The organism is Mogibacterium diversum (genome assembly GCF_938028775.1).
Lineage (GTDB): Bacteria > Bacillota > Clostridia > Peptostreptococcales > Anaerovoracaceae > Mogibacterium > Mogibacterium diversum_A.
On the sequence record NZ_CALIZG010000018.1, the window covers coordinates 1 to 25,278 of the forward strand.

The 25,278-nt window shown below is 42.2% G+C and carries 19 protein-coding genes and 1 riboswitch; of the genes, 16 read left to right on the forward strand and 3 right to left on the reverse strand.

The genetic code is table 11. From position 1 onward, the window contains the following. Positions 1-187 precede the first annotated feature (187 nt). From Q7O90_RS04365 to thiC, 9 genes are all read left to right on the forward strand, one after another. Positions 188-1,279, forward strand: a complete 1,092-nt coding sequence (locus Q7O90_RS04365; RefSeq protein ID WP_304127965.1) for an endonuclease/exonuclease/phosphatase family protein — start codon at positions 188-190, stop codon at positions 1,277-1,279. 11 nt (positions 1,280-1,290) lie between these two features. Then, positions 1,291-2,277, forward strand: a complete 987-nt coding sequence (locus Q7O90_RS04370) for an ornithine cyclodeaminase family protein (protein WP_304127967.1) — start codon at positions 1,291-1,293, stop codon at positions 2,275-2,277. Between the two features lie 310 nt (positions 2,278-2,587). Then, entirely contained in the window at positions 2,588-3,424 is an 837-nt protein-coding gene (locus Q7O90_RS04375) for an energy-coupling factor transporter ATPase (RefSeq protein WP_304127969.1), read from the forward strand. Next, on the forward strand, positions 3,415-4,275 hold the full coding sequence (locus tag Q7O90_RS04380) for an energy-coupling factor transporter ATPase (protein WP_304127972.1): 861 nt from the start codon (positions 3,415-3,417) through the stop codon (positions 4,273-4,275). Before Q7O90_RS04375 ends, Q7O90_RS04380 begins: the two co-directional genes overlap by 10 nt. Before the next feature lies 1 nt (position 4,276). Then, positions 4,277-5,080, forward strand: a complete 804-nt coding sequence (locus tag Q7O90_RS04385; RefSeq protein WP_304127975.1) for an energy-coupling factor transporter transmembrane component T family protein — start codon at positions 4,277-4,279, stop codon at positions 5,078-5,080. A gap of 22 nt (positions 5,081-5,102) precedes the next feature. After that, a complete protein-coding gene (trmB, locus tag Q7O90_RS04390; protein ID WP_304127978.1) occupies positions 5,103-6,989 on the forward strand; it encodes a tRNA (guanosine(46)-N7)-methyltransferase TrmB in 1,887 nt (628 codons plus the stop codon). Positions 6,990-7,090: 101 nt separating this feature from the next. Continuing rightward, positions 7,091-7,197, forward strand: a riboswitch (TPP riboswitch). A 74-nt stretch (positions 7,198-7,271) separates the two neighbouring features. Further along, positions 7,272-7,964 carry a thiamine phosphate synthase gene (gene thiE, locus Q7O90_RS04395; RefSeq protein ID WP_304127980.1) on the forward strand — a complete coding sequence of 231 codons (693 nt, stop codon included), beginning with the start codon at positions 7,272-7,274 and terminating at the stop codon, positions 7,962-7,964. Then, positions 7,961-8,902, forward strand: coding sequence for a bifunctional hydroxymethylpyrimidine kinase/phosphomethylpyrimidine kinase (gene thiD / locus Q7O90_RS04400; protein WP_304127983.1), 942 nt, complete (start codon positions 7,961-7,963; stop codon positions 8,900-8,902). The genes thiE and thiD overlap by 4 nt, the downstream gene beginning before the upstream one ends. Before the next feature lie 79 nt (positions 8,903-8,981). Continuing rightward, entirely contained in the window at positions 8,982-10,295 is a 1,314-nt protein-coding gene (gene thiC, locus Q7O90_RS04405) for a phosphomethylpyrimidine synthase ThiC (protein ID WP_304127984.1), read from the forward strand. Positions 10,296-10,368: 73 nt separating this feature from the next. Here thiC and Q7O90_RS04410 read toward each other — a convergent pair whose 3' ends face one another. Further along, a complete protein-coding gene (locus Q7O90_RS04410) occupies positions 10,369-11,310 on the reverse strand; it encodes a GTP-binding protein (RefSeq protein WP_304127986.1) in 942 nt (313 codons plus the stop codon). Between the two features lie 103 nt (positions 11,311-11,413). After that, positions 11,414-12,475, reverse strand: coding sequence for an NAD(P)-dependent alcohol dehydrogenase (locus tag Q7O90_RS04415; RefSeq protein WP_273066968.1), 1,062 nt, complete (start codon positions 12,473-12,475; stop codon positions 11,414-11,416). A gap of 575 nt (positions 12,476-13,050) precedes the next feature. On the opposite strand from Q7O90_RS04415, the gene ahpC reads away from it, so the two are divergent. Beyond that, entirely contained in the window at positions 13,051-13,614 is a 564-nt protein-coding gene (ahpC, locus tag Q7O90_RS04420; RefSeq protein WP_273451794.1) for an alkyl hydroperoxide reductase subunit C, read from the forward strand. 207 nt (positions 13,615-13,821) lie between these two features. Here ahpC and gdhA read toward each other — a convergent pair whose 3' ends face one another. Beyond that, a complete protein-coding gene (gdhA, locus tag Q7O90_RS04425) occupies positions 13,822-15,168 on the reverse strand; it encodes an NADP-specific glutamate dehydrogenase (protein WP_106056166.1) in 1,347 nt (448 codons plus the stop codon). A 242-nt stretch (positions 15,169-15,410) separates the two neighbouring features. On the opposite strand from gdhA, the gene Q7O90_RS04430 reads away from it, so the two are divergent. The 6 genes from Q7O90_RS04430 to Q7O90_RS04455 all read left to right on the forward strand — a co-directional run bounded on the left by Q7O90_RS04430 (position 15,411) and on the right by Q7O90_RS04455 (position 24,856). Beyond that, complete coding sequence (locus tag Q7O90_RS04430; protein WP_304128210.1) at positions 15,411-17,738, forward strand: ATP-dependent helicase; 2,328 nt, start codon at positions 15,411-15,413, stop codon at positions 17,736-17,738. Between the two features lie 69 nt (positions 17,739-17,807). After that, positions 17,808-19,769 carry an NAD-dependent DNA ligase LigA gene (ligA, locus tag Q7O90_RS04435; RefSeq protein ID WP_304127994.1) on the forward strand — a complete coding sequence of 654 codons (1,962 nt, stop codon included), beginning with the start codon at positions 17,808-17,810 and terminating at the stop codon, positions 19,767-19,769. 73 nt (positions 19,770-19,842) lie between these two features. Next, positions 19,843-21,237: a magnesium transporter gene (mgtE, locus tag Q7O90_RS04440; RefSeq protein ID WP_304127995.1), complete on the forward strand. Its 1,395-nt coding sequence runs from the start codon at positions 19,843-19,845 to the stop codon at positions 21,235-21,237. Positions 21,238-21,399: 162 nt separating this feature from the next. After that, complete coding sequence (locus Q7O90_RS04445; protein WP_304127998.1) at positions 21,400-22,230, forward strand: transketolase; 831 nt, start codon at positions 21,400-21,402, stop codon at positions 22,228-22,230. Beyond that, positions 22,230-23,162: a transketolase family protein gene (locus Q7O90_RS04450; protein WP_304128001.1), complete on the forward strand. Its 933-nt coding sequence runs from the start codon at positions 22,230-22,232 to the stop codon at positions 23,160-23,162. The genes Q7O90_RS04445 and Q7O90_RS04450 overlap by 1 nt, the downstream gene beginning before the upstream one ends. Positions 23,163-23,494: 332 nt before the next feature. Then, positions 23,495-24,856, forward strand: a complete 1,362-nt coding sequence (locus tag Q7O90_RS04455) for a peptide MFS transporter (protein WP_304128005.1) — start codon at positions 23,495-23,497, stop codon at positions 24,854-24,856. Positions 24,857-25,278: the final 422 nt, after the last annotated feature.

Sequence of the window (25,278 nt, forward strand, 5' to 3'; positions counted from 1 at the left end):
ATCGAGTAATCATAGATTACGAGGGAATACCACCAGATAACTAATGACAGGGGCGCATGCGCCCCTGTTTTTATGTGTTCAAATACATATAACATGTGGTATTCTATTATATAAACGATTTATAGTAATAAAATGATATGGGAGAATTTGAACCTTCAATATAGATCGAGCTAAGGAGAACTTTAAAATGCATAGTGGACCGATGAAAAGATCGCCGATGAAAAGATTTTTTAAGGCCATTTTTATAATCGTATTGATTGTAGCTATTGCCTTTGCAGGACTTATAGCATTTATATCTTTAACTGAATATAAGCCTGATAAGGTTGAAGGAGTAAGAATTTATGGGGATTCGTCTAAAGGAGTAAAAAAAGGCGATTCAATAAAGGTGATGTCTTGGAATATAGGATATGGAGCACTAGGTGACAATGCAGACTTCTTTATGGACGGAGGCAATCATGTTTTAACTTCTAGTAAAAATCGCGTTAAGAAAAATATTAAATCAATTTCTGGCGAGATACGTAAACAATCTCCGGATATAACCATGATTCAGGAAGTGGATAAGGATTCAAGACGTTCATATCACATCAATCAAGTTGAAAAGCTTGGGAAAGCCATGGAAGGAAGCGAATACTCCTATGCTAGGAATTATAAAGCGGCTTTTGTGCCATACCCGATACCGCCTCTTGGCAAAATGGATAGCGGCATAATGACTATTTCAAGATTTAAAGATAATTCTGCAAAGCGTGTGAGTCTGCCTGTTTCGTTTACTTGGCCAGTAAGAACGGTAAACCTCAAGCGCTGCCTACTCATATCCAGAACTAAGGTCAAGGGAACCGGCAAGGAACTTGTATATATTAATCTGCATTTAGAAGCATATGACAAAGGCGCAGGCAAAAAGGCGCAGACTAGAGCGTTGAACAGGGTACTTAAGCAGGAAGCTGCGAAAGGCAATTACGTAATCGCTGCGGGTGATTTCAATCAGACGTTTAATAATGTGGATGTAAACGAATATAAAGTAAAAAAAGGATTATGGAAACCAGGTATAATAGATATTAGTGAGTATGATTCCTCGTTAAACTTCGTTATGGATAGTACCACGCCTACATGCAGATCCTTGGATAGACCGCTAAAAGGTGCTAACAAATCAAAGTTCCAGTACTATGTAATTGACGGAATGATTTATTCTTCTAACATAGAGATGATTTATTGCAAAACGGCGGATCTTGGTTTTAAAAATAGCGATCATAATCCAGTAGTTGCCGAGATAAAGCTAAAATAAAGGAGGACACAATGTTACTACTTAATGAACAAGACATAAGAAAAGTTTTCGACATGAACGATGCTATAGATTCAAATATCGAGGCATATAAGATTTTTTCTAGTGGGAACGCAGTTGTACCGCTTCGTCAAGTTATCGCTGCTGATGAAGGAAGAGGCAACTTTGCGTTTATGCCAGCTTATAGCTCAAAGCTTGGAGCGGCGGGCATTAAAATCGTAAACATATTTCCGGGTAATAGAGAGCGTGGTGAATCAACAACTATTGGGCAGGTGCTACTCATGGATGACAAGAATGGGGAAGTATTAGCTCTGATGGATGGTAGCTTTATCACTAAGTTCCGCACAGGAGCAGCGTCGGGTGCAGCTTTTAAACTATTTGCAAGAAACGATGCAAAGATTGGCTGTCTTATTGGAACTGGTGGCCAGGCGGACTGCCAGCTTGAAGCTATGCTGGCGGCATGTAATCTAGATGAGGTTAGAATTGTAGCTAGAGACTTTGCCAAGACGGAGAAGTTCGCTGAAGAGATGTCTGAGAGATTCAAAGACAGCAGCGCTAAGCTGATTGCATACGATGATGCAAACGAAGCTGTAGATGGTGCCGATGTTATAGTAGTAGTGACTGTTTCTACGGAGCCAGTATTCGATGCTAATAGAGTAAAGAAGGGGGCTGTGGTGAGCGGCGTGGGGTCGTATACAGCTGAAATGAATGAGATTGATCCAAAGCTTTTTAAGCTAGCGGATAAGATATACTTCGACTCTAAGGATGCTTGTATTGCTGAGTCAGCAGATATCCAAATCCCTCTTAGGGAAGGATTAGTTTCATTAGAGGGACTTACGGGAGATATAGGAGAGTATGCGCTAGGGGAGATAAGCGGCAGAGAGGCTGACGATGAGATTATTATATTTAAGAATGTAGGGCTTGGAATACTTGATCTTGTAATCGCAAAGCTAATCTATGAAAAAGCAAAAAATAGAAAAATTGGCTACCAGTGGGGATAATTTATAAATAAAATAGTAAATATTACAATAACAAAGCGGTGGTACACATTAAGTTTGTGAAAATGTACAAATGAATTGTTGACAATTGAAATGCAGTCTACTATAATCATCTTGTCAATAAGTGAAAAGGGTTGAAATACAGATTTTAAGTATCAGGAATAGGGGAGTTCTTGATACATCTGAAAACGTTCGTTGTAGCCATTGCGAACAAAGCCGAAGGCGTAGCCTTCGGCTTATTTATTTGCTGACAATTTGCTCATTTCGTTGCCATACTTTTGGCACTAATATATAATTAAACCTTGGAGGCATTATGGCTAATTTTATTGAAGTAAAAGACTTAGTATATATATATTCTAAGGAGCAGGGCGATGATAATCTATGCCCTGCAATTGATCATGTTTCTATTGAAATTAAGCGCGGTGAATACATCGCTATAGCTGGATCTAATGGTTCCGGAAAATCCACATTTGCAAGATGCCTTAATGGGCTTCTACTACCGACTGAAGGCGAGATCCTTGTCGATGGGATGGATACTAATGATGATGATCTAATTTGGGACATTAGAAAGAAAATAGGAATGGTGTTTCAGAATCCTGATAATCAGATTGTATCATCCATGGTTGAAGATGAAGTGGCATTCGGTCCTGAAAACATAGGGATCGAGAATCCAGAGCTACGAAAAAGAGTAGATAATGCACTGAAATCAGTGGGCATGTACGAATACCGAAATCGTGAAGCTCATAAACTCTCTGGAGGACAGAAACAGCGAATTGCAATTGCTGGAGCTGTAGCTATGAGGCCAGATTGTATAGTTTTCGATGAGCCTACTGCAATGCTCGATCCCAAAGGGCGAAATCAGGTTATGAAGGTAATCAGAGAACTGAATGACCAGGGGATTACGATTATATTAATTACGCATTTTATGGAAGAGGTAGCAGAAGCAGATCGAGTGCTAGTCATGAAGTCTGGAAAGCTACTCGCTGACAGTGTGCCGGAAGATGTATTTGCCGATACGAACCTAATTGAGTCGGCAGGACTCGAGATTCCAGCTGCTGTCTTACTGAGAAATAAACTCATTGAGAATGGAATTAGTCTGTCGCATGAGGTTATAAATAAGGACGATTTGGTGGACGCTTTATGTCGATAATTGCAAGACATCTAACACATATATATTCAAAAGGACTCCCAGGGGAGACAGTAGCGCTGGATGATGTTTCGTTTGAAATTGCCAGTGGAGAATGCATAGGCATAATTGGACATACCGGGTCTGGAAAGTCGACGCTCCTTCAGCATATGAACGGATTGCTGAAGCCTCATTCGGGGGAAATAATTGTCTCTGACATGAATATCGGAGACGGTTCAGTCAAGAAGGTTGATATAAGCAAAAATGTAGGGCTTGTATTTCAGTATCCTGAGTATCAGCTCTTTGAGGAAACAGTTGCAAAAGACGTGGCTTTTGGACCGAGAAACCTCGGCGTGCCCGAAGATGAGATTCCTGGCATAGTAAGGGAGTCTATCGAATTGCTCGGACTCGACTACGATGCTGTGGCTGAGAAATCACCATTTGAGTTATCCGGTGGGCAGAAACGTAGAGTTGCCATCGCTGGTGTACTAGCGATGAAGCCAAAGGTTCTTATACTAGATGAACCAACGGCTGGGCTCGACCCCGCATCCAAGCATGATATGCTTGAAGTGATTAAGAGGCTTAGACAGGAAAGAAACTTAATTGTGGTATTCGTCTCACATAACATGAAAGATATAGCCGAACTATCTGACCGTATCATCGTTATGAATGGCGGAAAACTGGTGATGAACGGGAGCCCTAATGAAGTATTTGCAAGGGCTAGTGAATTAAAGAGCATGGGGCTTAGTGTACCGCCTGTGACAGAGATTCTATACGAAGTGTCGGAGAAGCTAGGGCTTGAGTTTAAGCCTATTTTTGAAGAGAGAGAAGCTGCTAAGTACATCGCGGAGCAGTTAAAGGAGAGGCAAAGGTAGTATGATTAAAGACATAACGCTTGGTCAGTATTATCCGGTGGAATCTCCGATTCATAGGCTGGAGGCGCGCACTAAGGTGCTCGGTGTATTTGCGTATCTCGTGGGCCTTTTTCTGGTAAATAAGCTTTGGGGATTTGCAGTTGCGGCGGTTGCAGTTGGAATAGTAATTAAGCTGTCGCGTGTTCCGTTCTCGTACATGGTGCGAGGGCTTAAGGCGATAGTGTTAATCATTGCATTCACTATGATTCTTAACATATTTATGATGGATGGAACCATACTTTGGCAGTGGAAATTCCTGAGGATTACCTATGAGGGACTATATAGGGCTGCATTTATGGGCATAAGACTAGTGCTGCTGATTATAGGCACTTCGCTTCTGACATTTTGCACAAAACCGACTGAATTAACAGATGGCATTGAGAAGCTCCTCAGTCCGTTCTCTAGACTTGGTCTTCCTGCACATGAGATCGCACTGATGATGACAATTGCGCTCAGATTCATCCCTGTATTAATGGACGAGGCGGATAAAATCATGAAGGCGCAGCAATCGAGAGGTGCGGACTTCGAATCTGGGAACATTATCCAGAGGGCTAAGAGTATGATTCCGATAATAGTGCCACTTTTCGTGAGTTCGTTTAGGATTGCGGGAGACCTTGCGCTAGCTATGGAGGCAAGGTGTTACCGAGGTGGTAACGGTAGGACGAAACTTAATGAGACTAGATTTGAGAAACGTGATGTAGTGGCGGCACTGATGCTGATAATATTCCTCGGGGTGCTTGTTGCCAGCAGGTTTTTAACCATATAATCTATATAAAACAGGAGAATATATGAGACAGAGAAAAGTGAAAAATCTGGAAGAGAAATACGCCAGATTCGAAGATATATTGGTATATAATCCAGCAGAGATACGCGGAAAATGGGCAGAGCGCGCTGGTGATAGCAAAGGGATTTATATGGAAGTGGGATGTGGTAAAGGTAGATTTATCTCTAAGCTTGCTTCCCGTGAACCAAATAATTTCTTCATCGCTGTAGAAGGTCATAAGAGCGTGCTACTCCGCGCAATGGAAAAAGTGCATGAGCTTGGACTGACTAATGTCGTGTTCATTCCAGAGTTTATCGAGAACCTGCACGAATGGTTTATCGATAGCGAACTTGACGGAATTTATCTTAATTTCAGTGATCCACTACCAAAGAACTACTCCGCCAAGAAGAGGTTAACTTACCGTGGCAAGCTCAGGCAGTATTTCGATGTGCTCAAGGAAGATGGGGTCGTTAGGTTCAAGACCGACAACACCGATTTATTCAACTACTCGATAAATGAAGTAATTGCATCGAATTTAAGAATCCGAGAGTTCACTAGGGACTTGCATGCTTCGCCTTATAATGAGGACAATATCATGACTGAGTATGAGGAGAAGTTTAGCGATAAGGGGTTCAATATAAAGATGATGGAGATTGGACGTATACGAAGGAAAGGGGAAAAGATGGGTTTAGCAGCACTAAATGGCAGAGAGATTCCGAAGCAAGATAAGGTATTCGGAATTAGTGGCAGAGCGAAAGCAGCTATAAAGGAGAAAGGACACGAAAATGTTGCGAATGCAACAATTGGAGCTTTGTTAGATGATGATGGGGGGTTAATAGTGCTATCTTCTGTAGATGAGGCGGTGAAGAGCCTTGAACCATCACAGTACGCTGAATATGCTCCAATTGCAGGAACTCCAGGGTTTAAGGAGGCGGCAATACAGGCAGCACTCGGTGGTTATGAAACATCTAGACATATAGGGATAGTTTCAACGCCAGGAGGTACAGGCTCGCTTAGAAATGCCATTGCGAATTATTCTTGTCCAGGAGATAAGATTTTGACTCACAACTGGTGCTGGCCGAACTACAAGAATATTGCGGCAGAGCAGGGACGTGGTTTTGAGACTTTTGAAATGTTCGATGAGGATGGTAAATTTAATCTAGCTGATTTCGAATATAAGGTGAACAAGCTGCTGCGTATACAGGATAGATTAGTTCTGATTCTCAATACTCCTGCGAATAACCCTACGGGATATTCGCTTTCTCTTGAAGAATGGAAGAGTGTAATTGAGATTCTTAACAAGGTGCCAGATGACAAAGTAGTGGCATTAGTTGTAGACATAGCATATATCGATTTTGCTGGGGATGAGAAGAAGGTTAGAGAGTTTATTCCAGAGCTTGAAAAGCTTAAAAGTAACGTGCTACCACTACTTGCATACAGCACTTCAAAGACGTTCACCTTCTACGGATTTAGGTGTGCGGCACTGATTTGTCTAGCTGACAGTGAAGAAATCGCTGATGAGTTCGTAAAGGTATGCTCGTATTCAAGCAGATCCACCTGGTCAAACTCACCTCGTGGACCACAGGAAGTAATCGCAAAGATTTACAGTGATAAAGAACTTCTGGCGAAGGTAGACGAAGAACGCAAGGAATTCCGTGATATGCTGCTGGCGCGCGGAAGAGCTTTTGAAGAGGAAGCTAAGAAAGTTAATCTCAAAATAGTACCGTTTAGAGCAGGCTTTTTCGTATCTATTCCATGCGAAAATCCAGATGCATTAAGTGCAAAGCTTGAGGAGAGTGATGTGTACTGCGTACCGATGGATAAGGGTGTGAGAGTGTCGATTGCATCCATATCTGAGGCTAAGTGCAGAAAGCTACCTGAAATTATTAAGCATGCACTTGAGAGCTTATAGCCTACAAAGTGAGGATTGTTAGTAAATAAAATAATATTCGGTTACCAATGTATTGAAATGCATACACCGCTGATATATAATTATTAGGTAAACAAGAGAATATAACGAGCAAGGGGAGCGGTATCGCTGAGAGGTGATGTTGAAATACATTACGACTCTGAACCTGATTTGGATAATGCCAACGTAGGGAGAGTGCTGAATTACATGTGTAATACCCAAGCTAGGGTGTTACACATTTTTTATTACACGAAATATCATAGCATTACATTAGGAGTTAAAACTATGAAAAAAACGGTTAAACAAGGATTAAGTAAGTCGTCCTTGCACGAAAAGCTTAGACTATATGGAATACTCGGAGGTGAAACTCTGCAGGGTATCACATATAGAGATGCCGCTATGCAAGCGATTGATGGCGGTATGACGTGTATGCAGGTTAGAGAAAAGCATTTAGATAAAGAACAGATACTAGATGTGATTTCGGAGATTAAGCCCATCTGTGACGAAGCAGGAGTTCCACTGATAATTAACGATGATCTGGAAATCTGCATAGCATCAGATGCAGATGGTGTCCATCTAGGACTGAGTGATGGGTCAATAGCTGAGGCAAGGAAACTTCTTGGCGATGAAAAGATTATCGGTGCAACTGCACACAATCTTAAGGAAGCACTAGCTGCAGAAGCTGAAGGTGCGGATTACGTAGGGGTAGGGGCAGCTTTTGGCTCTAATTCAAAGGGTAATGCTATAAAACTTCCAAGTCTTGAAGTATACGATCAGATAACCAGTTCTGTAAAAATCCCTGTCATCGCAATCGGTGGCATCAATGTCAATAATATCGGTACACTAGCAGGTCGTCATCTTGCTGGAGTCGCAGCTATTTCGGCTCTGTTCGGGACGCAGGATGTCAAGAAAAGCGCAGAGGATTTAAGAAACATGGCTGATAAGCTGCAGCACGAAAAGGTGAGGTCGGGGATATGAAAATTCCGACCGTTCTATCAATCGCAGGCAGTGATCCAAGCGGCGGAGCGGGTATTCAGGGAGATATAAAGACCATATTTGCAGAAGACTGCTACGGGATGGGGGTAGTCACCGGGCTTACGGTACAAAACACGCTTGGTGTATCTGATGTTATGCCAGTTCCGGCTGACTTCTTATATAGACAGATTGATGAGATTCTATGCGATATAAGACCGGATGCAATAAAGGTGGGCATGATTGTTTCGGCCGAGCAGATTGATGTAGTAGTGAAGTTAATTGAGCGGCATGGTCTTGAAAATATAATCGTCGACCCCGTAATCGCTCCGACTAGTGGAGTAGAATTTGCGGGTGATAAAGTGTTAAAAGCTTTGATAGAAAAGCTCTTTCCTTTATCGACTCTAGTGACACCCAACCTGCCGGAAGCTAAGAGAATATGCGAGATTATAGGATGTCAAAACCTTAAGTTAGAAGGTAATGGGCAGATGCAAGCTCAAGCTAAATCTAAATTTCTATCTCAAATTAAAACGCAAGTTCAGTCTCAATCCCAGTTCCAGTCTCAAACGCCGATTCATGGAAATTCAGCAAATCTATCAGCGCCCGAGCTAGCATGCTTCATAGGTCAAAGCTGTGGCTGTAATGTACTCATCAAAGGCGGTCATGCTGAAGATTACCATGCTACAGATTATCTGTGGACTGCTAGTGATGAGAATAGGATAGGATGCATGGTTGAATTTAAAGGCGAGAGGATAGATGCAACAAGTTCGCACGGGACAGGATGTGCTCTATCTAGCTCAATAGCAGCAAATATGGCGAAAGGGCTAACGCTTGAAGCAGCTATTGATAGAGGCAAGGAATACGTGACAGCAGCTCTTAAGAGTGATATGCACATAGGAACAAGTAATGGCTCGGTAGATCACGGAGCGCTCGTGAGACAATGAAAGATATTTTAAGGGGAATGGGAAAAGGGAAATTTATAATTGCAATTAATGGTCTGAAAAAGGCGGAAAAGAGGAAGAAATGACAAGAACTTATTCGACACAAATAGAAGCAGCAAGAATGGGAATAGTTACACCAGAGCTTGAAACTGTTGCGGCAAAAGAAAATCGATCGGTAGATGAACTGCTACCACTGCTTGCAGAGGGCAAGATGGTTATACCAGCAAATATACATCACACATCAATCGATCCAAATGGTGTTGGAGGAATGCTGAGGACGAAGGTGAATGTTAACCTCGGCATAAGCAGGGACTGCAAGGACTACAATATTGAAATGAAGAAGGTTATGAGCGCGGTTGAGCTCGGTGCGGAATCAATCATGGATTTATCAAGTCATGGTGACACGCAGCCCTTTAGAAGGAAACTCTGCACCGAGTGTCCAGCGATGATCGGAACAGTTCCGGTATACGATTCTGTAATCCATTATCAGAGAGATTTAAATACTCTCACTGCACAGGATTTCCTAGATGTCATCAGGATGCATGCTGAAGACGGAGTTGATTTTGTAACTCTGCACTGCGGAATAACACGCAAGACGATTGAGCAGATTAAGAACGGTACTCGAGAGATGAATATAGTCAGCAGAGGCGGAAGCCTTGTATTTGCATGGATGACCATGACGGGTGAAGAAAATCCATTCTATGAGTACTTCGATGAAATCGTAGAAATTTGTCGTGAACACGATGTAACGATAAGCCTTGGGGATGCATGTAGACCGGGATGCCTCGCTGATGCAACGGATAACTGTCAGATTGAGGAATTGATTAGACTTGGTGAGCTGACAGATAGAGCATGGGCTAGGGACGTACAGGTTATGATTGAGGGTCCAGGCCATGTGCCAATGGACCAGATTGAGGCGAACATGAAGATTCAGGAAACTTTGTGTAAGGGTGCGCCATTTTATGTGCTCGGACCTCTCGTTACAGATATTGCACCAGGATATGACCACATCACTGCTGCTATAGGTGGTGCTATTGCTGCCTGGTCTGGTGCTGCGTTCCTATGTTACGTTACACCGGCAGAACACCTTGCGCTGCCAAATGTAGATGACGTTCATGACGGTATCATCGCTAGTAAAATAGCTGCTCATGCCGCAGATATTGCCAAGGGGATTCCTGGAGCCCGTGACCAGGACGATAGAATGGCGAAGGCTAGAAGAAAGCTCGACTGGGATGCACAGTGGCTCGAGGCGCTTGATCCAGAGACTGCAAAAGCAATAAGAGAGTCAAGAATGCCAGAGGAAGACCACTCCGATACTTGCAGTATGTGCGGAAAATTCTGTGCGGTTAGAAGTATGAATAAAGCGCTTTCTGGTGAGGTAATAGACATCCTATAAGACCAAGCTCTATATAAATTACATCCTAAATAGTCATAAATATAAAAGAAGTGAGCTTAAATGCTCACTTCTTTTATCTGGTGGCTGCTTTTCTCAGTTTACCAAAGCTAGGTCGTTCAAAGCTGATAGGTATTAATTTAATTCTTAAATCACCAGCTTTGATATCATCACCGATAAACACACAACCTCGCTTTGACTCTGGTTCCGCCTGAGAAATAGCATAGTTACCATCGGAGACATCGAATCTGATCAAGGTGTCCGAAACAACCATAGTACCTTTGGCACGAATGATATTCCCGTATCTTTTTCTAATCAAATCCTCTAGGAATAATACAGCATTGCCAATATAAGGCAACTCTGCGTTTGAAACACTGATACTCTCGAACTCAGTTTCTTCCTGGGGTTCAGGAATCTCAATGCTGCCATCTCTCTTTCGAAGCAGAAACTCTTCCCATGCGGTGTGAGGCAGACTGCTGTAATGCTTGCTGATAATATTTGCATCAGCGTTAATAGCTTTTACCTCAGAGACAACAGTCTCTATATCAACATCGACCGACTTATCACACTTTGATAAAATAATAGTATCTGCACATTTTATCTGGTCGGTAAGCAGTTCGTGATATTCACGCATATGCTCGAAAAACTTATTTGGATCGATAATAGTAATCGGTGCTAGCATTTCAATCTGCTCATATTCAATCTGCGAAATGTTGTTTATTACATTAGAAAGGTAGCCGACGCCAGTAGGTTCAACGATGAGATATTCTGGGGCAATGGAATTCGCAATTGTAAGGATGTTTAAGGCAAAATCGGTCTTGCCAGTGCAGCAAATGCACTTTTCGGTGAGTTCCCATACACTAAGTCCCGATTCTTCTTTTAAAATATCTTCATCAATGTTAAGCGATGCATATTCGTTCTCGAGTATTACGAAATCTCGATTTAATGTATTTGACATCGCCTTGATAAACGTGGTCTTCCCAGCTCCTAGAAAGCCAGAAATAATCAGTACCTTCATAAAAATACAATCCTCTTCGCAATAGTTTCCGCTTCGAATATATTAAACCCCCGGCCGCAGGGGAAATGCCCTAAGACATCCATCAGGGCCGGGGAATTCAGCTCTATTTGCCGATATTAACAACTGGCTTGATTAGGTCAGCAGGCTTATCCTTCATGAGCATAAGCGCATCCTCAACATGCTCAAAGCCATCAAATCTGTGTGTGATTAGGTGTCTAACATCGAGCTTACCAACTTCGATTAGGCTAGCGAGCTTCTCGAGTCTTAGTCTACCACCAGGCATTAGTCCACCTGTGATCATCTTGTGACCCATTCCGCATCCCCACTCAACTCGAGGAATTGTTACGTAGGTGCCGGAACCCAGGTAGTTTACGTTACCAATCTTTCCACCTGGCTTAAGAGCCTTGATGATAGGATCAAAGGATTCAACTCCGCCACCAGCAACGATAGCCTTGTCTACTCCTTTGCCACCAGTTAGTTCAAGAACCTGCTCATCGATTGAGCCTTCCTTGTAGCTGATAAAATCAGTTGCACCGTATTTCTTAGCAGCTTCTCTGCAAGCAGGTCTTGTTCCTACACAGATAATTCTTGAAGCGCCCTTTAGGTTTGCTCCAGCAACACTCATCAGACCAACAGGACCAATTCCGTTTACTAGTACAGTGTCACCGAACTGAATATCTGCAAGCTCAACACCGTGGAATCCAGTAGGAACCATGTCAGATAACATACAAGCTTCTTCTGGAGAAACAGCCTCTGGCATATGTGCGAGGTTTCCGTCTGCATCATTTACATGGAAATACTCACCGAATACACCGTCTTTGAAGTTCGAGAACTTCCAGCCTGATAGCATTCCGCCAGAATGCATAGGGTATCCACCCTGAGCTTCTAGCGAAGACCAATCTGGAGTGATAGCAGCAACCATTACACGGTCACCAACCTTAAAATCTTTAACGAGCTCACCAACTTCTTCGACAACTCCACAGCCTTCGTGACCTAGAATCATGTTGTGTCTGTCTCCTAGTGCGCCTTCCCATACGGTGTGAATATCAGAAGTGCAAGGGGATAAAGCTAGCGGTTTGATAATAGCATCAAGCGGTCCGCACTTTGGACGTTCCTTTTCAATCCAACCAGTCTTACCAATTTCTAGCATTGCAAAGCCTTTCATCGTGTTACCTCCAGTTTTTAAATTTTGTTACTTTCATTAAGAATTTTATGTGCAAGCATTCTCTAAAAGTGAGAATACCTGCTATTTGTTAATATATTGACATGAATTTGAAAAGAAAGCAACAAGATTATATTGTAAACAAAATCTAAAAATATTGGAATTTTAAGGGTTATAAAGAGCGACAGAAGGCGATAAGTCTTATATACAAATGAATACATAGGTTATAAAATAAATTTAAATCTTGATATTGATAATTATCTATCAATATCATATATAACTTTAATCGTTAAAATCATCAATTAAAATGAGCAGGTAGAGTGATATTTGGCACTAATAGGTAGATATAGATGTATGAACTATGCAAAATGAATGATGAATATCGATAGCGTGATATATAATTGCGTAATCTAAAAAAGGGATTGACATTCACGATATCAAAGGTTATATTGTGAGTAAGAGAGGACTAACTCTCATAAAAATATTTCTGCATTTAAAGACAGGTATGTAATTCACAGCCTGCCTTTTGAAAAATGCATGAGTTAGATAGAACTAACTAAATAAAGGAGGATATTGGTATGTCTTTAATTAATAAAGAAGTAGCGGATTTTTCAGCTCAGGCTTATGTGAATGATGAGTTTAAAACTATTACCAAAGCGGATATATTAGGAAAGTGGAGCGTTTTCTTTTTCTACCCAGCTGATTTTACTTTCGTGTGCCCAACGGAGCTCGAGGATCTTCAGCTAAAGTATTCAGAGTTCCAGAAAGCTGGATGCGAGGTATATTCAGTATCTTGCGATACTCACTTTGTGCACAAGGCATGGCACGATAATTCGGAGAGTATTGGCAAGATTACTTATCCGATGCTCGCCGACCCTACACAGGCTCTCGCAAGAGACTTTGAAGTTCTAATCGAAGATCAAGGCATTGCAGAAAGAGGAAGCTTCATAGTGAATCCTGAGGGAAAGATTGTAGTATATGAAGTGAATGCAGGAAATGTTGGAAGAAATGCAGAAGAGCTGTTAAGAAAGCTTCAAGCCAGCCAGTTCGTAGCTGAGCATGGTGATCAGGTTTGCCCGGCTAGATGGGCTCCGGGTGCAGCAACACTGAAGCCTGGAATTGATCTAGTAGGGGCTCTATAGATATAGCTAGAGCAACTAAAGGGCAACTAGGTTGACTAAGAATTAGCTAGAGCGGATAAGTGATAACTAGAGTGATTAAGAGATAGCTAAAGCACCTGTAGATCACATATAGGCCACATGAGTAGCAAATCGTAACGAAAAAAAGTGGGGATGCTAATGCATCCCCACTTTTTTAATATTTGGTGGTATATCTCCGATTATCAGAGCTTATACAATGCCCTGCATCATCATAGCTTCTGCAACTCTCTCGAATCCAGCGATGTTAGCACCAGCTACGAGGTTTTCACCGAGGTTGTACTTAGCACAAGCTTCCTCTGTGATCTTGAAGATGTGAACCATGATGTTCTCTAGCTCAGCGTATACTCTCTCCTTGTTCCAGATGAGGTGCTCAGCATTCTGTGCCATCTCGAGGCAAGAGCAAGCAACTCCACCAGCATTAGCAGCCTTGGAAGGAGCAACTACGCAACCATTCTCCATGAGGTACTGAACAGCCTCGTTTGTTGTAGGCATGTTAGCTCCCTCGATGAGGTATCTAGCTCCGTTAGCAACCATTTCCTTAGCCCAATCCATAGTGATGTCGTTCTGCATAGCGCAAGGTAGGTATAGATCAGCCTTAACTTCCCAAGGTCTCTTTCCAGGGATGAACTTAGCGTTAGGGAACTTCTCTACGTAAGGTGCACAAACGTTCTTTCCAGAGTTACGTAGCTCAAGAAGTGTATTAATCTTCTCTGGTGTTGTGATTCCTTCCTCGTCGAGGATGTATCCGTCTGGTCCAGAAATTGTGATTGGCTTTGCACCTAGTTCAACTAGCTTAGTGATTGTTCCCCAAGATACGTTACCGAATCCGGAAACAACTGCAGTCTTTCCTTCAAGGGAATCACCGAAGTGGTTGAGGACCTCTCTAGCGAAGAATACGATACCGAAACCAGTAGCTTCTGTTCTTCCGTTTAGTCCGCCGTTTGTAGTTCCCTTACCAGTCCATGTTCCGTCATACTGGTTAGTCATTCTCTTGTACTGACCCATCATGAAACCGATTTCTCTGCCGCCTACACCCATGTCTCCAGCAGGTACGTCAGTGTTAGGTCCGATGTGCTTGTAGAGCTCTGTTACGAAGCTCTGGCAGAATCTCATAACTTCTGCATCCGACTTTCCAGCTGGATCGAAGTCAGAACCACCCTTACCACCTCCGATTGGAAGTCCTGTTAGGGAATTCTTGAAAATCTGCTCAAATCCGAGGAACTTAAGGATTCCTGGATAAACATTAGCCTGGAATCTTAGACCACCCTTATATGGTCCTAGAGCGCTGTTGAACTGCACTCTGTATCCTCTGTTAACCTGAACTTCACCATTATCATCAACCCAAGGAACTCTGAACGAAATCATTCTTTCAGGCTCGATAAGTCTCTTTACAAGACCAGCCTTCTCATACTCAGGATGAGCTTCAAGAACTGGCTCGATTGATAGTAGAACTTCTTCTACAGTCTGAAGGAACTCAGGCTCGTTTGGATAGTTCTTCTTAGCGATGTCGATGTACTTTTGTGAAATATTAGCCATTTTAAACTCCTTACAAAAAATACAATATAAAAATATATAAATTCTGGTGCCTATGCACCATATAGTTGAATTTTAGCACTCTGATAATACGCTGTCAACGTGTATACAATATGCAGAAATGCGCTATAAATAAAGTCAGAATGATGATTATTCAATACTTTGACAGATTTTTAATATTAGATTAATGCAGGGCACTATGATAAAATTAAAAGTAATTATTTTATGGAAGAAAGTTGAGAAAAATGGATCTGAGCAGACTTAATAAAGAGCAACAAGAAGCGGTAAAGCATATGGAGGGACCACTGCTGATTTTGGCAGGTGCTGGAAGCGGTAAGACCACTATGATGACTCACCGTATAGCATACATGCTAGAAAATGGGGTGAGCCCTTATAATATCTTGGCTGTTACATTTACAAATAAAGCTGCCGGGGAGATGAAGGATAGAATTGAGTCGCTGACTGGAGGTACTCGAGGCATGTGGGTGATGACATTTCACGCCATGTGTGTTCGCATACTCAGAAATCATGGAGAGGTTCTAGGATTTAAAAACGGATTTTCGATATACGATGAGTCAGATAAGAAGGCTCTTCTCAAAAGAATCGTCAAAGACCTTAAGATTGATGAGAAGATTTATCCGGTTTCTTACCTTGGGAGTGTAATAAGCTCTTGTAAGGAGGCTGAGGAAGATCCCGACGATTATATAGAGAACAACTCTATGAATTTCAAAGCCGAGACGGTCGCAAAGGTATACGCGAGATACATGGAAGATCTACAGCAGAATAACGCTATGGATTTTGATGACCTCCTCTGGAATGCAGTCAAGCTGTTTGAAGCGAGTAGCGAGGTTCTTTCGTATTACCAAGAGAGATTTAAATATATAATGGTAGATGAGTATCAGGATACAAATTATCTTCAGTACAAACTCATACATGCTTTGGCCGAGAAGAGCCATAATCTATGCGTGGTCGGTGATGACGACCAATGTATATATCAATGGAGAGGTGCAGATATTAGGAATATTCTCGACTTCGAGAAGGATTTTCCTGAAACCAAGGTCATCAAACTAGAGCAGAACTACAGGTCCGATGCCAACATACTAGATTTAGCTAACTCTGTCATTGCTAACAATAGAAACCGTAAGGCGAAAGAGCTTTGGACGGACAGGAATGAAGGCAGCAAGATAACGTACCGAAGACTCGAGGATGAACAGCGAGAGGCTTGGTATGTAGGCGGTGAAATTCAGCGTTTGCATGATGAAGAGGGTATTCCGTTTAACGATATGGCCATCCTGTACCGAAAGAATGCACAGTCTAGACCGTTCGAAGAAAAGTTTTCATTTAGAGGCATCCCGTACAGGGTTTTAGGCGGCACTAGATTTTACGACCGCAAGGAAATCAAAGATGTGATGTCATACATGCACCTCGTCGAAAATCCCAGTGATGATGTGGCTATGGCGAGGATAATAAACGAGCCTAAGAGGGGACTAGGGCCGAAGAGCCTCGGCGGAATAGTTTCATATGCCAAGGCATACAAACTAAGCATATTTGAAGCACTCAAGGAGCAGGAGGTTCTGGGTTCGCTGTCAAGGAAATCGAGAGCTGCAGTAGAAGATTTAGTTACGATGCTCGATGAACTAGGAACTGAACAGGATAATATGGAGCTTTCAGATATATATGACAATCTGATTAGACGCTCAGGTTATCTGACAGCACTCGAAGCAGAAAATACAGTAGAAGCGGATGCGAGGATAGAGAACATCCTGGAGCTGCGCTCGGTGATAGTAGAATTCGAGGAAAAAGCAGCAGGCTCAGTGCTGACAGATGAAGAAGACGAGTTCAGAGAGGAGAGAGATAGGTTAAGAGAAGATGGATTTGATGTAAAAGAACCCACCTTGCTCCAGTCATTCCTCGAGAGAATCGCACTGCTATCGGACATAGATAATAGAGATGAGAGCGAAGATGCGGTTGTGATGATGACACTGCATAGCTCTAAGGGACTTGAATTTCCAGTGGTTTTCATGCCGGGTATGGAAAACGGTTTGTTCCCAGGGTCAGCATCTATGGATGATCCAAGCAAGATGGAGGAGGAGCGCAGGCTCTGTTACGTTGGAATTACAAGAGCTATGAGAAAGCTTTACCTAACAGGTGCGCAGACTAGGATGCTCTACGGTAGGACGGACTTCACGATTGAATCGGAATTCATGAGAGAGATGGACACAGATCTCCTAGATGGTGATCCGACAGTAGCAGAGAGGTCGGCTAATGCAGGCGGAATCTGCGGAGACGGCGGAATACTCGGAATGAGAGAATTCAAGGGGAGATATGAAGGTAGTGCAGATGGCTATGATGCCAGCTTCTCTAAACCATTTGATGCACTGAAATTCGCTAAGAAACAGGCTTCCAAGGGTATAAGCAACGAAGGCTTTGAGGCAGGAGACAGGATTCGCCATCCGAAGTTCGGAGAAGGTCTGCTCATAGATCAGGATGCTAAAACGCTGACTATTGCCTTTGATTCCGTTGGGATTAAAAAGCTTGGCAAGGGCTTCGTCAAGCTAACTAAAGTCGAGTAGTTACTACCTAGGCAATGGGATTTACAGGAACGAATTCACTAACAGTAAGAGAATTAAATAGGGGACATTATGAATCTTGATGACAAGAAGAGAAGGATAGAGGAGTTAATAGAAACTCTTAACGAGGCTTCGGCAGCGTACTATGACGAGGCTAGTGAGATTATGAGCAATTACGAATACGATGCGCTGTACGATGAGCTTGAATCACTTGAGAAGGAGACGGGGTATACTCCTCTTAATAGTCCGACTAAGAATGTAGGATACACAGTTCAGTCGGAGCTCCCTAAGGAAAGGCACAGAAGCCGTATGCTTAGCCTTGATAAGACTAAGAGCCGTGAGGAGCTCGCGGCTTGGCTTGGAGATCATGAAGGACTTTTATCGTGGAAGCTTGACGGTTTAACTGTAGTTCTCACATACGAGGGAGGAGAGCTAGTTAAGGCCGTGACACGTGGAAACGGGGATATTGGTGAGGTTATCACGCCTAATGCACGGGTGTTTGTCAATGTACCAAAGCACATTCCTTACAAAGGACATGTCGTAATTCGTGGTGAGGCGGTTATCACCTATGAGGAATTTGATAGAATCAATGAGGCGATTGACGACGCAGATGCAAAGTATAAGAATCCGAGAAACCTATGCAGCGGTAGCGTAAGGCAGCTAAATAGCAAAATTACAGCTGAGAGAAATGTTAGGTTCTATGCTTTCACGCTCAGCGAAGCGGATGGCGTTGATTATGAAGGGCTGAGATCCAACCAGATGAAATGGATGGCGGAGCAAGGCTTCGACGTGGTTGAATTCGTGAAAGTGGATAACAAGAATATTTTCGAAGCGATAGACAATTATGCAGAGAGAGTGCATAGTTTCGAGATTCCGTCTGATGGTCTCGTACTGACATTAGAGGATTTAGAATATGCGGCTACACTTGGAACGACCGCGAAATTTCCGCGTGATTCTCTGGCTTTCAAGTGGGCAGATCAGCAAGCGGAGACAATTCTCCGTGAAATCGAATGGAGCCCATCGAGAACTGGTCTGCTAAATCCAATTGCTATATTTGACCCGGTAGAACTCGAAGGAACCACAGTTAAGAGAGCATCGGTTCATAATCTTAATATAATGGAAACCCTGAAGCTAGGCATCGGTGATACTATCACCGTATACAAGGCGAATATGATAATACCGCAGATTGGCGATAACCTTACTAAGAGTGGGAATATTGAGCTTCCTAGCCATTGTCCAGTGTGCGATGGTGCTACAGAGATAAAGCTTATGACAGGCACAAAGGTGCTTACATGCACAAATCCAAATTGCCTGGCTAAGCAGGTGAAGAGATTTTCCCTATTCGTATCGAGGGATGCGCTTAATATCGAGGGACTATCTGAACAGACCTTGCTAAAGTTCATAGGACTCGGTTATATCAAGTCTTTCGCTGATATATTCCGACTAGAGAATCATAGGGATGAAATCGTAGAATTAGATGGTTTCGGTAAAAAGTCATATGATAAATTATCATCATCGATAGAGAAGTCTCGCCATACAGTACCAGCTAGGATTCTTGTTGCACTTGGTATACCTGGAGTTGGTGTTACTACTGCAGCGCAGATTGCGAGAGCGTATGAGAATAAATGGGCTAAAATTTCTTCGCTCACTTACGATGAACTTATATCCGTAAGTGGCATCGGAGAAGTTATGGCTAGAGACTATGAGGCTTTTTTTGCAGATGAACACAACAAGTCTGTCGTTTTGGATCTAGTGGGCGAACTCGACATCGATGAGAGCTATGAGCAGGTGGGGACAGCTTTATCGGGTGAAACCTTTGTTATAACTGGCAGCCTTGAGCATTATAAGAGCCGCACCGAACTCAAGAAGGAGATTGAGACGCAGGGAGGGAAGGTTGCAGGAAGCGTTAGTAAAAACACTAGCTATCTCGTGACCAACAATCCTGAATCAGGTTCGTCAAAGAACAAGGCAGCGGCGGAACTCGGTGTAAAAATCATAACAGAAGACGAAATTCGTATGATGCTCGGATATTAGGGGTTATCGAAAAGACTATTTCGATATATAATGAATATTCGCAGTACTAAATTATAGAATGAGGAGGAGGCCAGTGGAAAATACAAACTTGATTGACCAGGAACAGGCTTTTGAAGAAAGCAAAGAAAAGATATTCGAACTCCTCGAAGAAAAGAAATATTTCCGTTGTAGGGATGAACTGTTAAAATTCAACGCAGTAGATATTGCTGAGCTACTCGAAGAAGTGATGCGAAAGTATAGCATGCAGACAGCTATCATACTGTTTCGCACGCTTCCAAAAGATATATCGGTTGAGGTATTCGCACACTTTGATGTTGACGATCAGGTTGAGATTATCAACATTATCACTGATCCCGAGATCAAATACATAATCGATGCTCTGGACTTCGACGATATGATCGACGTGCTCGAAGAACTTCCAGCCAACATCGTAGATAAGATTTTAGATAAGACGCCTAAGAACGAGCGTAGGCAGATAAATACATTCCTTATGTACAAGGAGTATAGTGCTGGCTCGCTGATGACTCCGGATTATATAAATTTGCGCAAGAATATGACTAAGCGTGAGGCTCTCGACCATATTCGTGATGTGGGAATGAATTCGGAGACGATTTACTCCTGTTACGTTCTCGATGGTGGTCGTAAGCTAGTCGGAGTAGTTTCGCTCAGAAGCTTGGTGCTCGCAGATGAGAATACTAAGGTCTCCGATATTATGAAAGAAGACATCATCTTCGCTCATGTTGATGATGACCAGGAAGAAGTATCTGAACTATTTAAGAAATACGGATTTATCGCGATACCGGTAGTTGATAATGAAGACAGATTGGTCGGAATCATCACTTTCGACGATATCCTCGACGTAATCGAAGAAGAGAACACCGAGGATATGGAGCGTATGGGAGGTGTCATCGATAACACAGACAAGGACTACCTCGATACACCCGTCCTTATGCACGTCAAGGCTAGACTGCCATGGCTACTAGTGCTCATGGTATCTTATGTATTTACCGGAGGCATGATTGCTAGTTTTGAGAAATCACTTTCTGCAGTAATCGCGCTAGTAGCTTATATGCCGATGCTAATGGGCACTGGTGGTAACTCAGGAACTCAGTCGTCTACAGTAATTATCACAGGTATGGCTACGGGAGACCTCGAGTTATCGGATGTTCTTAGAGTTCTATGGAAGGAATTTCGCATAGGAATTATAGTCGGCATATGTGTCAGCATATTGAACTACATGAGGATAGTGGCATTTGACCATAACGGCTCTTTGGTAGCGCTTACGGTGTGCCTGTCGATGGTATTAATCGTTATCATCGCAAAATGCATCGGTGCTCTACTGCCTATGATTGCTAAGAAAATCGGCATTGACCCGGCTCTTATTGCTGGCCCGATGATGGCTTCACTTACCGACATGGTCGCGCTCGGCACGTATTTTACGATGGCAAGGCTGGTGCTTAAAATCTAGAGATGAAAGCGACTGCCTTACATACCGGGAAGACAATTTCAACGACGACTACAACAATTAAATTATCAATAACAAATAATATATAAAAAGCTTCAAGATATTTCTATTTAAATATAAACACAAATAACACAATTAGTTTTCAAAATTTCATTGTAGGAGGATATGGTGAATACTAACAACTATGCTGAGCTCGCTGAAAAAGCGCGCAGAATCAGAATCAATGCTCTAAAGGCAATTCATGCCGCAAAGTCAGGTCATCCGGGAGGTTCATTATCTTCTGCTGATATTCTTGCAACGCTATATTTTGGTGAGCTAAATATCGACCCAAAGAATCCGAAGATGGCAGATAGAGATAAATTTGTGTTATCCAAGGGACATGCGGTTCCTGCGCTTTATGCAGCACTCGGGGAGAGAGGCTTTTACGAAGTAAACGAAATGATGACGCTCAGACAGGTGGGCAGCAAATTCCAAGGACATCCTAATATGAGCAAGGTTCCTGGGATTGAGATGTCGACAGGCTCGCTCGGACAGGGATTTTCTGCTGCAGTAGGAATGGCTATCGCAGGTAAGATTGATAAAAATCCTGGTAGAGTGTATGCGCTCACTGGTGACGGAGAACTTCAAGAGGGAATCGTGTGGGAGGCTGCGATGCAAGCGGCTCATAGGAAACTCGACAACTTAGTTGCAATCGTTGATCTGAATGGACTTCAGATTGATGGCAAGGTAAGCGATGTAAAGTGCGTGTGCCCGGTAGACGAGAAGTTTAGGAGCTTTGGGTGGAACGTGATAAACGTAGATGGTCATAATTTTGAAGAACTGACCACGGCATTTGATGAAGCAAAGAAGTGCGGTGGAGTTCCAACTGCAATTATCGCTCATACACATAAGGGGAAGGGTGTATCATTTATGGAAGATAATGCTGGCTGGCATGGTAAGGCGCCAAGCGACGAGGAGCTAGCTGCTGCGATAAAAGAACTTGGAGGTGACAACTAATGGCTGATAAGATTGCAACTAGGGCTGCATACGGAGAATTCCTGGTGGAAAAGGGCAGGGAGCGCGAGGATCTTATCGTTATGGATGCAGACCTATCTGGTTCGACCAAGACTAAGGGATTTGCACAAGCTTATCCTGAAAGATTCGTAAACTGCGGCATTGCTGAACAGGATTTAATGGCTGAGGCAGCGGGAATTGCTCTTTCAGGGCATGTTGTGTGTGCTAGTACATTCGCTATGTTCGCTGCAGGCAGGGCATATGAAATTATAAGAAATTCAATTGGTTATACAAATGCAAATGTAAAGGTGTGCGCAACTCACGCAGGTATTACAGTAGGAGAGGATGGTGCGAGCCATCAGACTTTTGAAGATATCGCGCTTATGAGGGAGATTCCTGGTATGCTCGTTGTAAATCCTGCTGATGCTGTAAGCGCCAAGAAACTATTAAATGAAGTGGTTGATACAGAGGGCCCTGCGTACGTTAGACTGGGCAGATCTGGTGTACCAGTGATTTATGATGAGAGTTCTGATATCAAGATTGGGAAGGCAAATGTAATTCGGGAAGGCAGCGATGTGACGATCATTGCAACTGGAATCATGGTATCAGATGCGCTTGAAGCGGCTGAAGAGCTTGCTGGTGAAGGAGTCTATGCTCGTGTAATCGATATGCATACCATCAAGCCGATTGATGAGGCGGCGATTATAAGCGCAGCCAAGGAGAATGGTCCGATTGTAACTGCAGAAGAACATTCAATTATAGGTGGACTCGGTTGTGCAGTGGCAGAAGTCGTTGTTAAGAATAAACCTGTGAGAGTTGAAATGGTAGGTCAGAAGGATACTTTTGGAGAATCGGGAAAGCCTGCTGAGCTCAGAGAAAAATACGGACTTACAAAGGCTGATATCGTTAAAGCCGTTAAGAAAGTAATCGCGTAAAGATTAAAAATAATAAAAGAACTTGAAATTATAAAAAAATAGCAACTCTTTTAGTGAATTATTCTTCACACAAGGGTTGCTTTTTCTTTTGCAAATACTAAGGTTCAGAGTGGATTTTGTTTTTAGCTAGTAAAAATTTAACAAAATAATATGAAATTAGTACAAATTCAATTTACAATGTGATGAATAAGTGATATAGTATGAATTGTTTTATAACATATGGACTCGAGGGAATTGGGTTCAAGAGCAATTGGCGAAACGTATTATATTAATACCTAATATATATTCGTTACTTGCAATTATATTTTTATTACTTTAGGAGGTTTGAAAAAATGGAAGCTACATCAAGAAAACTCCCTTTTGGGTTTTATGTATGCGCCCTCTCTTTTTCGTTTGAGAGACTTGCGTACTATGCAGCTAAATGGGGAATGGTGGTTTTTGCCGTTTTGAAAGTGGCAGAAGGAGGTCTTGGACTCACTAAGGGTGAAGGTGCACTTTTACAGTCATGGTTGGTTGCCTTCACATATATTACACCGCTAATTGGCGGCTGGATTGCTGACAGATGGATAAGTCCTAGAATACTTGTACCAGTTGGAGAACTATTGATGGGTGCAGGATACTTTGTTGCATGGCAAGCAAATAGTAAAACGAGCTTAATACTGTGCATTGCTTTGGTAGCGATTGGAACAGGATTTTTTAAGGGTGTATTGTCTGGCGTAAACGGAAGACAATTTGAAGGAGAAGATCAATTACTTATCAAGGTATTTAGTTGGCAGTATTCATTTGTTAACATTGGCTCATTCTGTGGAACGACATTCCTGTCTTTGATTGCATTAAAGTACGGATACAGAAGTCTATTCCTTGCGTGTGGAATATTTATGGTTATAGATACACTCTGGTGGATTTTCGGAGTTAGATTTTTAAAGAATGATGCAGGAAAGAGACCATTCAAAGTCGATAATAGATCCGAAGAAACAAATGAAACTGTGGAGAAGACTGCTGAACCACTTACTTTAAGAGAAAAGAAACGTGTTGCAGCAATCGTTATAGTAACTGTATTTTCTGGAATTTTCTGGCTCATATGGTATATGGTATACATGCCTGTATACTATGAGTTTGGACCAGCTGGACAAGGCGGTAGAGGATGGGCTGATTGGACTATAGGTAATTTCACTATGCCTACAGCGTGGTTTGATTCTGCGAACGGTCTATTCTGTATAATTCTTTGTCCAATATTTGCGACTATTTGGTATAAGATGTCCAAACGCGCTAAAGGTGACTGGAGTATGTGGAAGAAGACTGCAATAGGTATTCTGCTGCTAGGATTCTGTATACTTTTCATGGTATTTGCTGCTATGCTAGCTAAGGAAGGTAAGGGTACTCCTGTTGGAATCTGGATTATCATATTAGCTGCTTTATCTATGACCGTAGGAGAAGTTGTATTTTCTCCTCTTGGAAATGCGTTCATTAATGAGTATGCACCTAAGCAGTTGCTAGGGACACTTTTAGGTGTTTGGCCGTTTGTAATTTTCTTTGCGGGTCTTGGATATGGACCACTGTATAATTTCCTTGAGAGATTTTCGTTTATTAAGGCTTATGGTGTAGTTGCTGCTTTAATCCTTGCATGCGGTTTTGTTATGCTGGCATTTGATAAGCGTTTCATGAGACTTGTAAATGACGAGGATGAGAAGTAGGTTTATATATTGATGTCTAATTTGAAAAAGAGATTTTTCAAATTAGAGTGCAATGTAGGTTTTTAGAGAAAATATGTTGATGCTAACCGCTACATCTGTTGGAATTTCAACGGATGTAGCGGTTATATATTTTTTGAAAGAAGATACAGGGTGGACAAACAGAGTTGGTGAAAATGCTTGTAACTCTTGAAATTTCAAGGTGTATTGGGGTTATTTACTCCATAGAAATAGTATTCTGTGAGAATTGTAAACTGTGTGATATCTGTATATATTTTTTGATAGCGCGTTCAAGAAATATATACATAAGATGTTGAAACAAAAGCTATATTATATATTGCAGTTTATTAATTAAAAAAATAATACAATCAATCAAAATATATATTGACAATAAATTGTCACAGTGATAAATTTTAGACAAATAG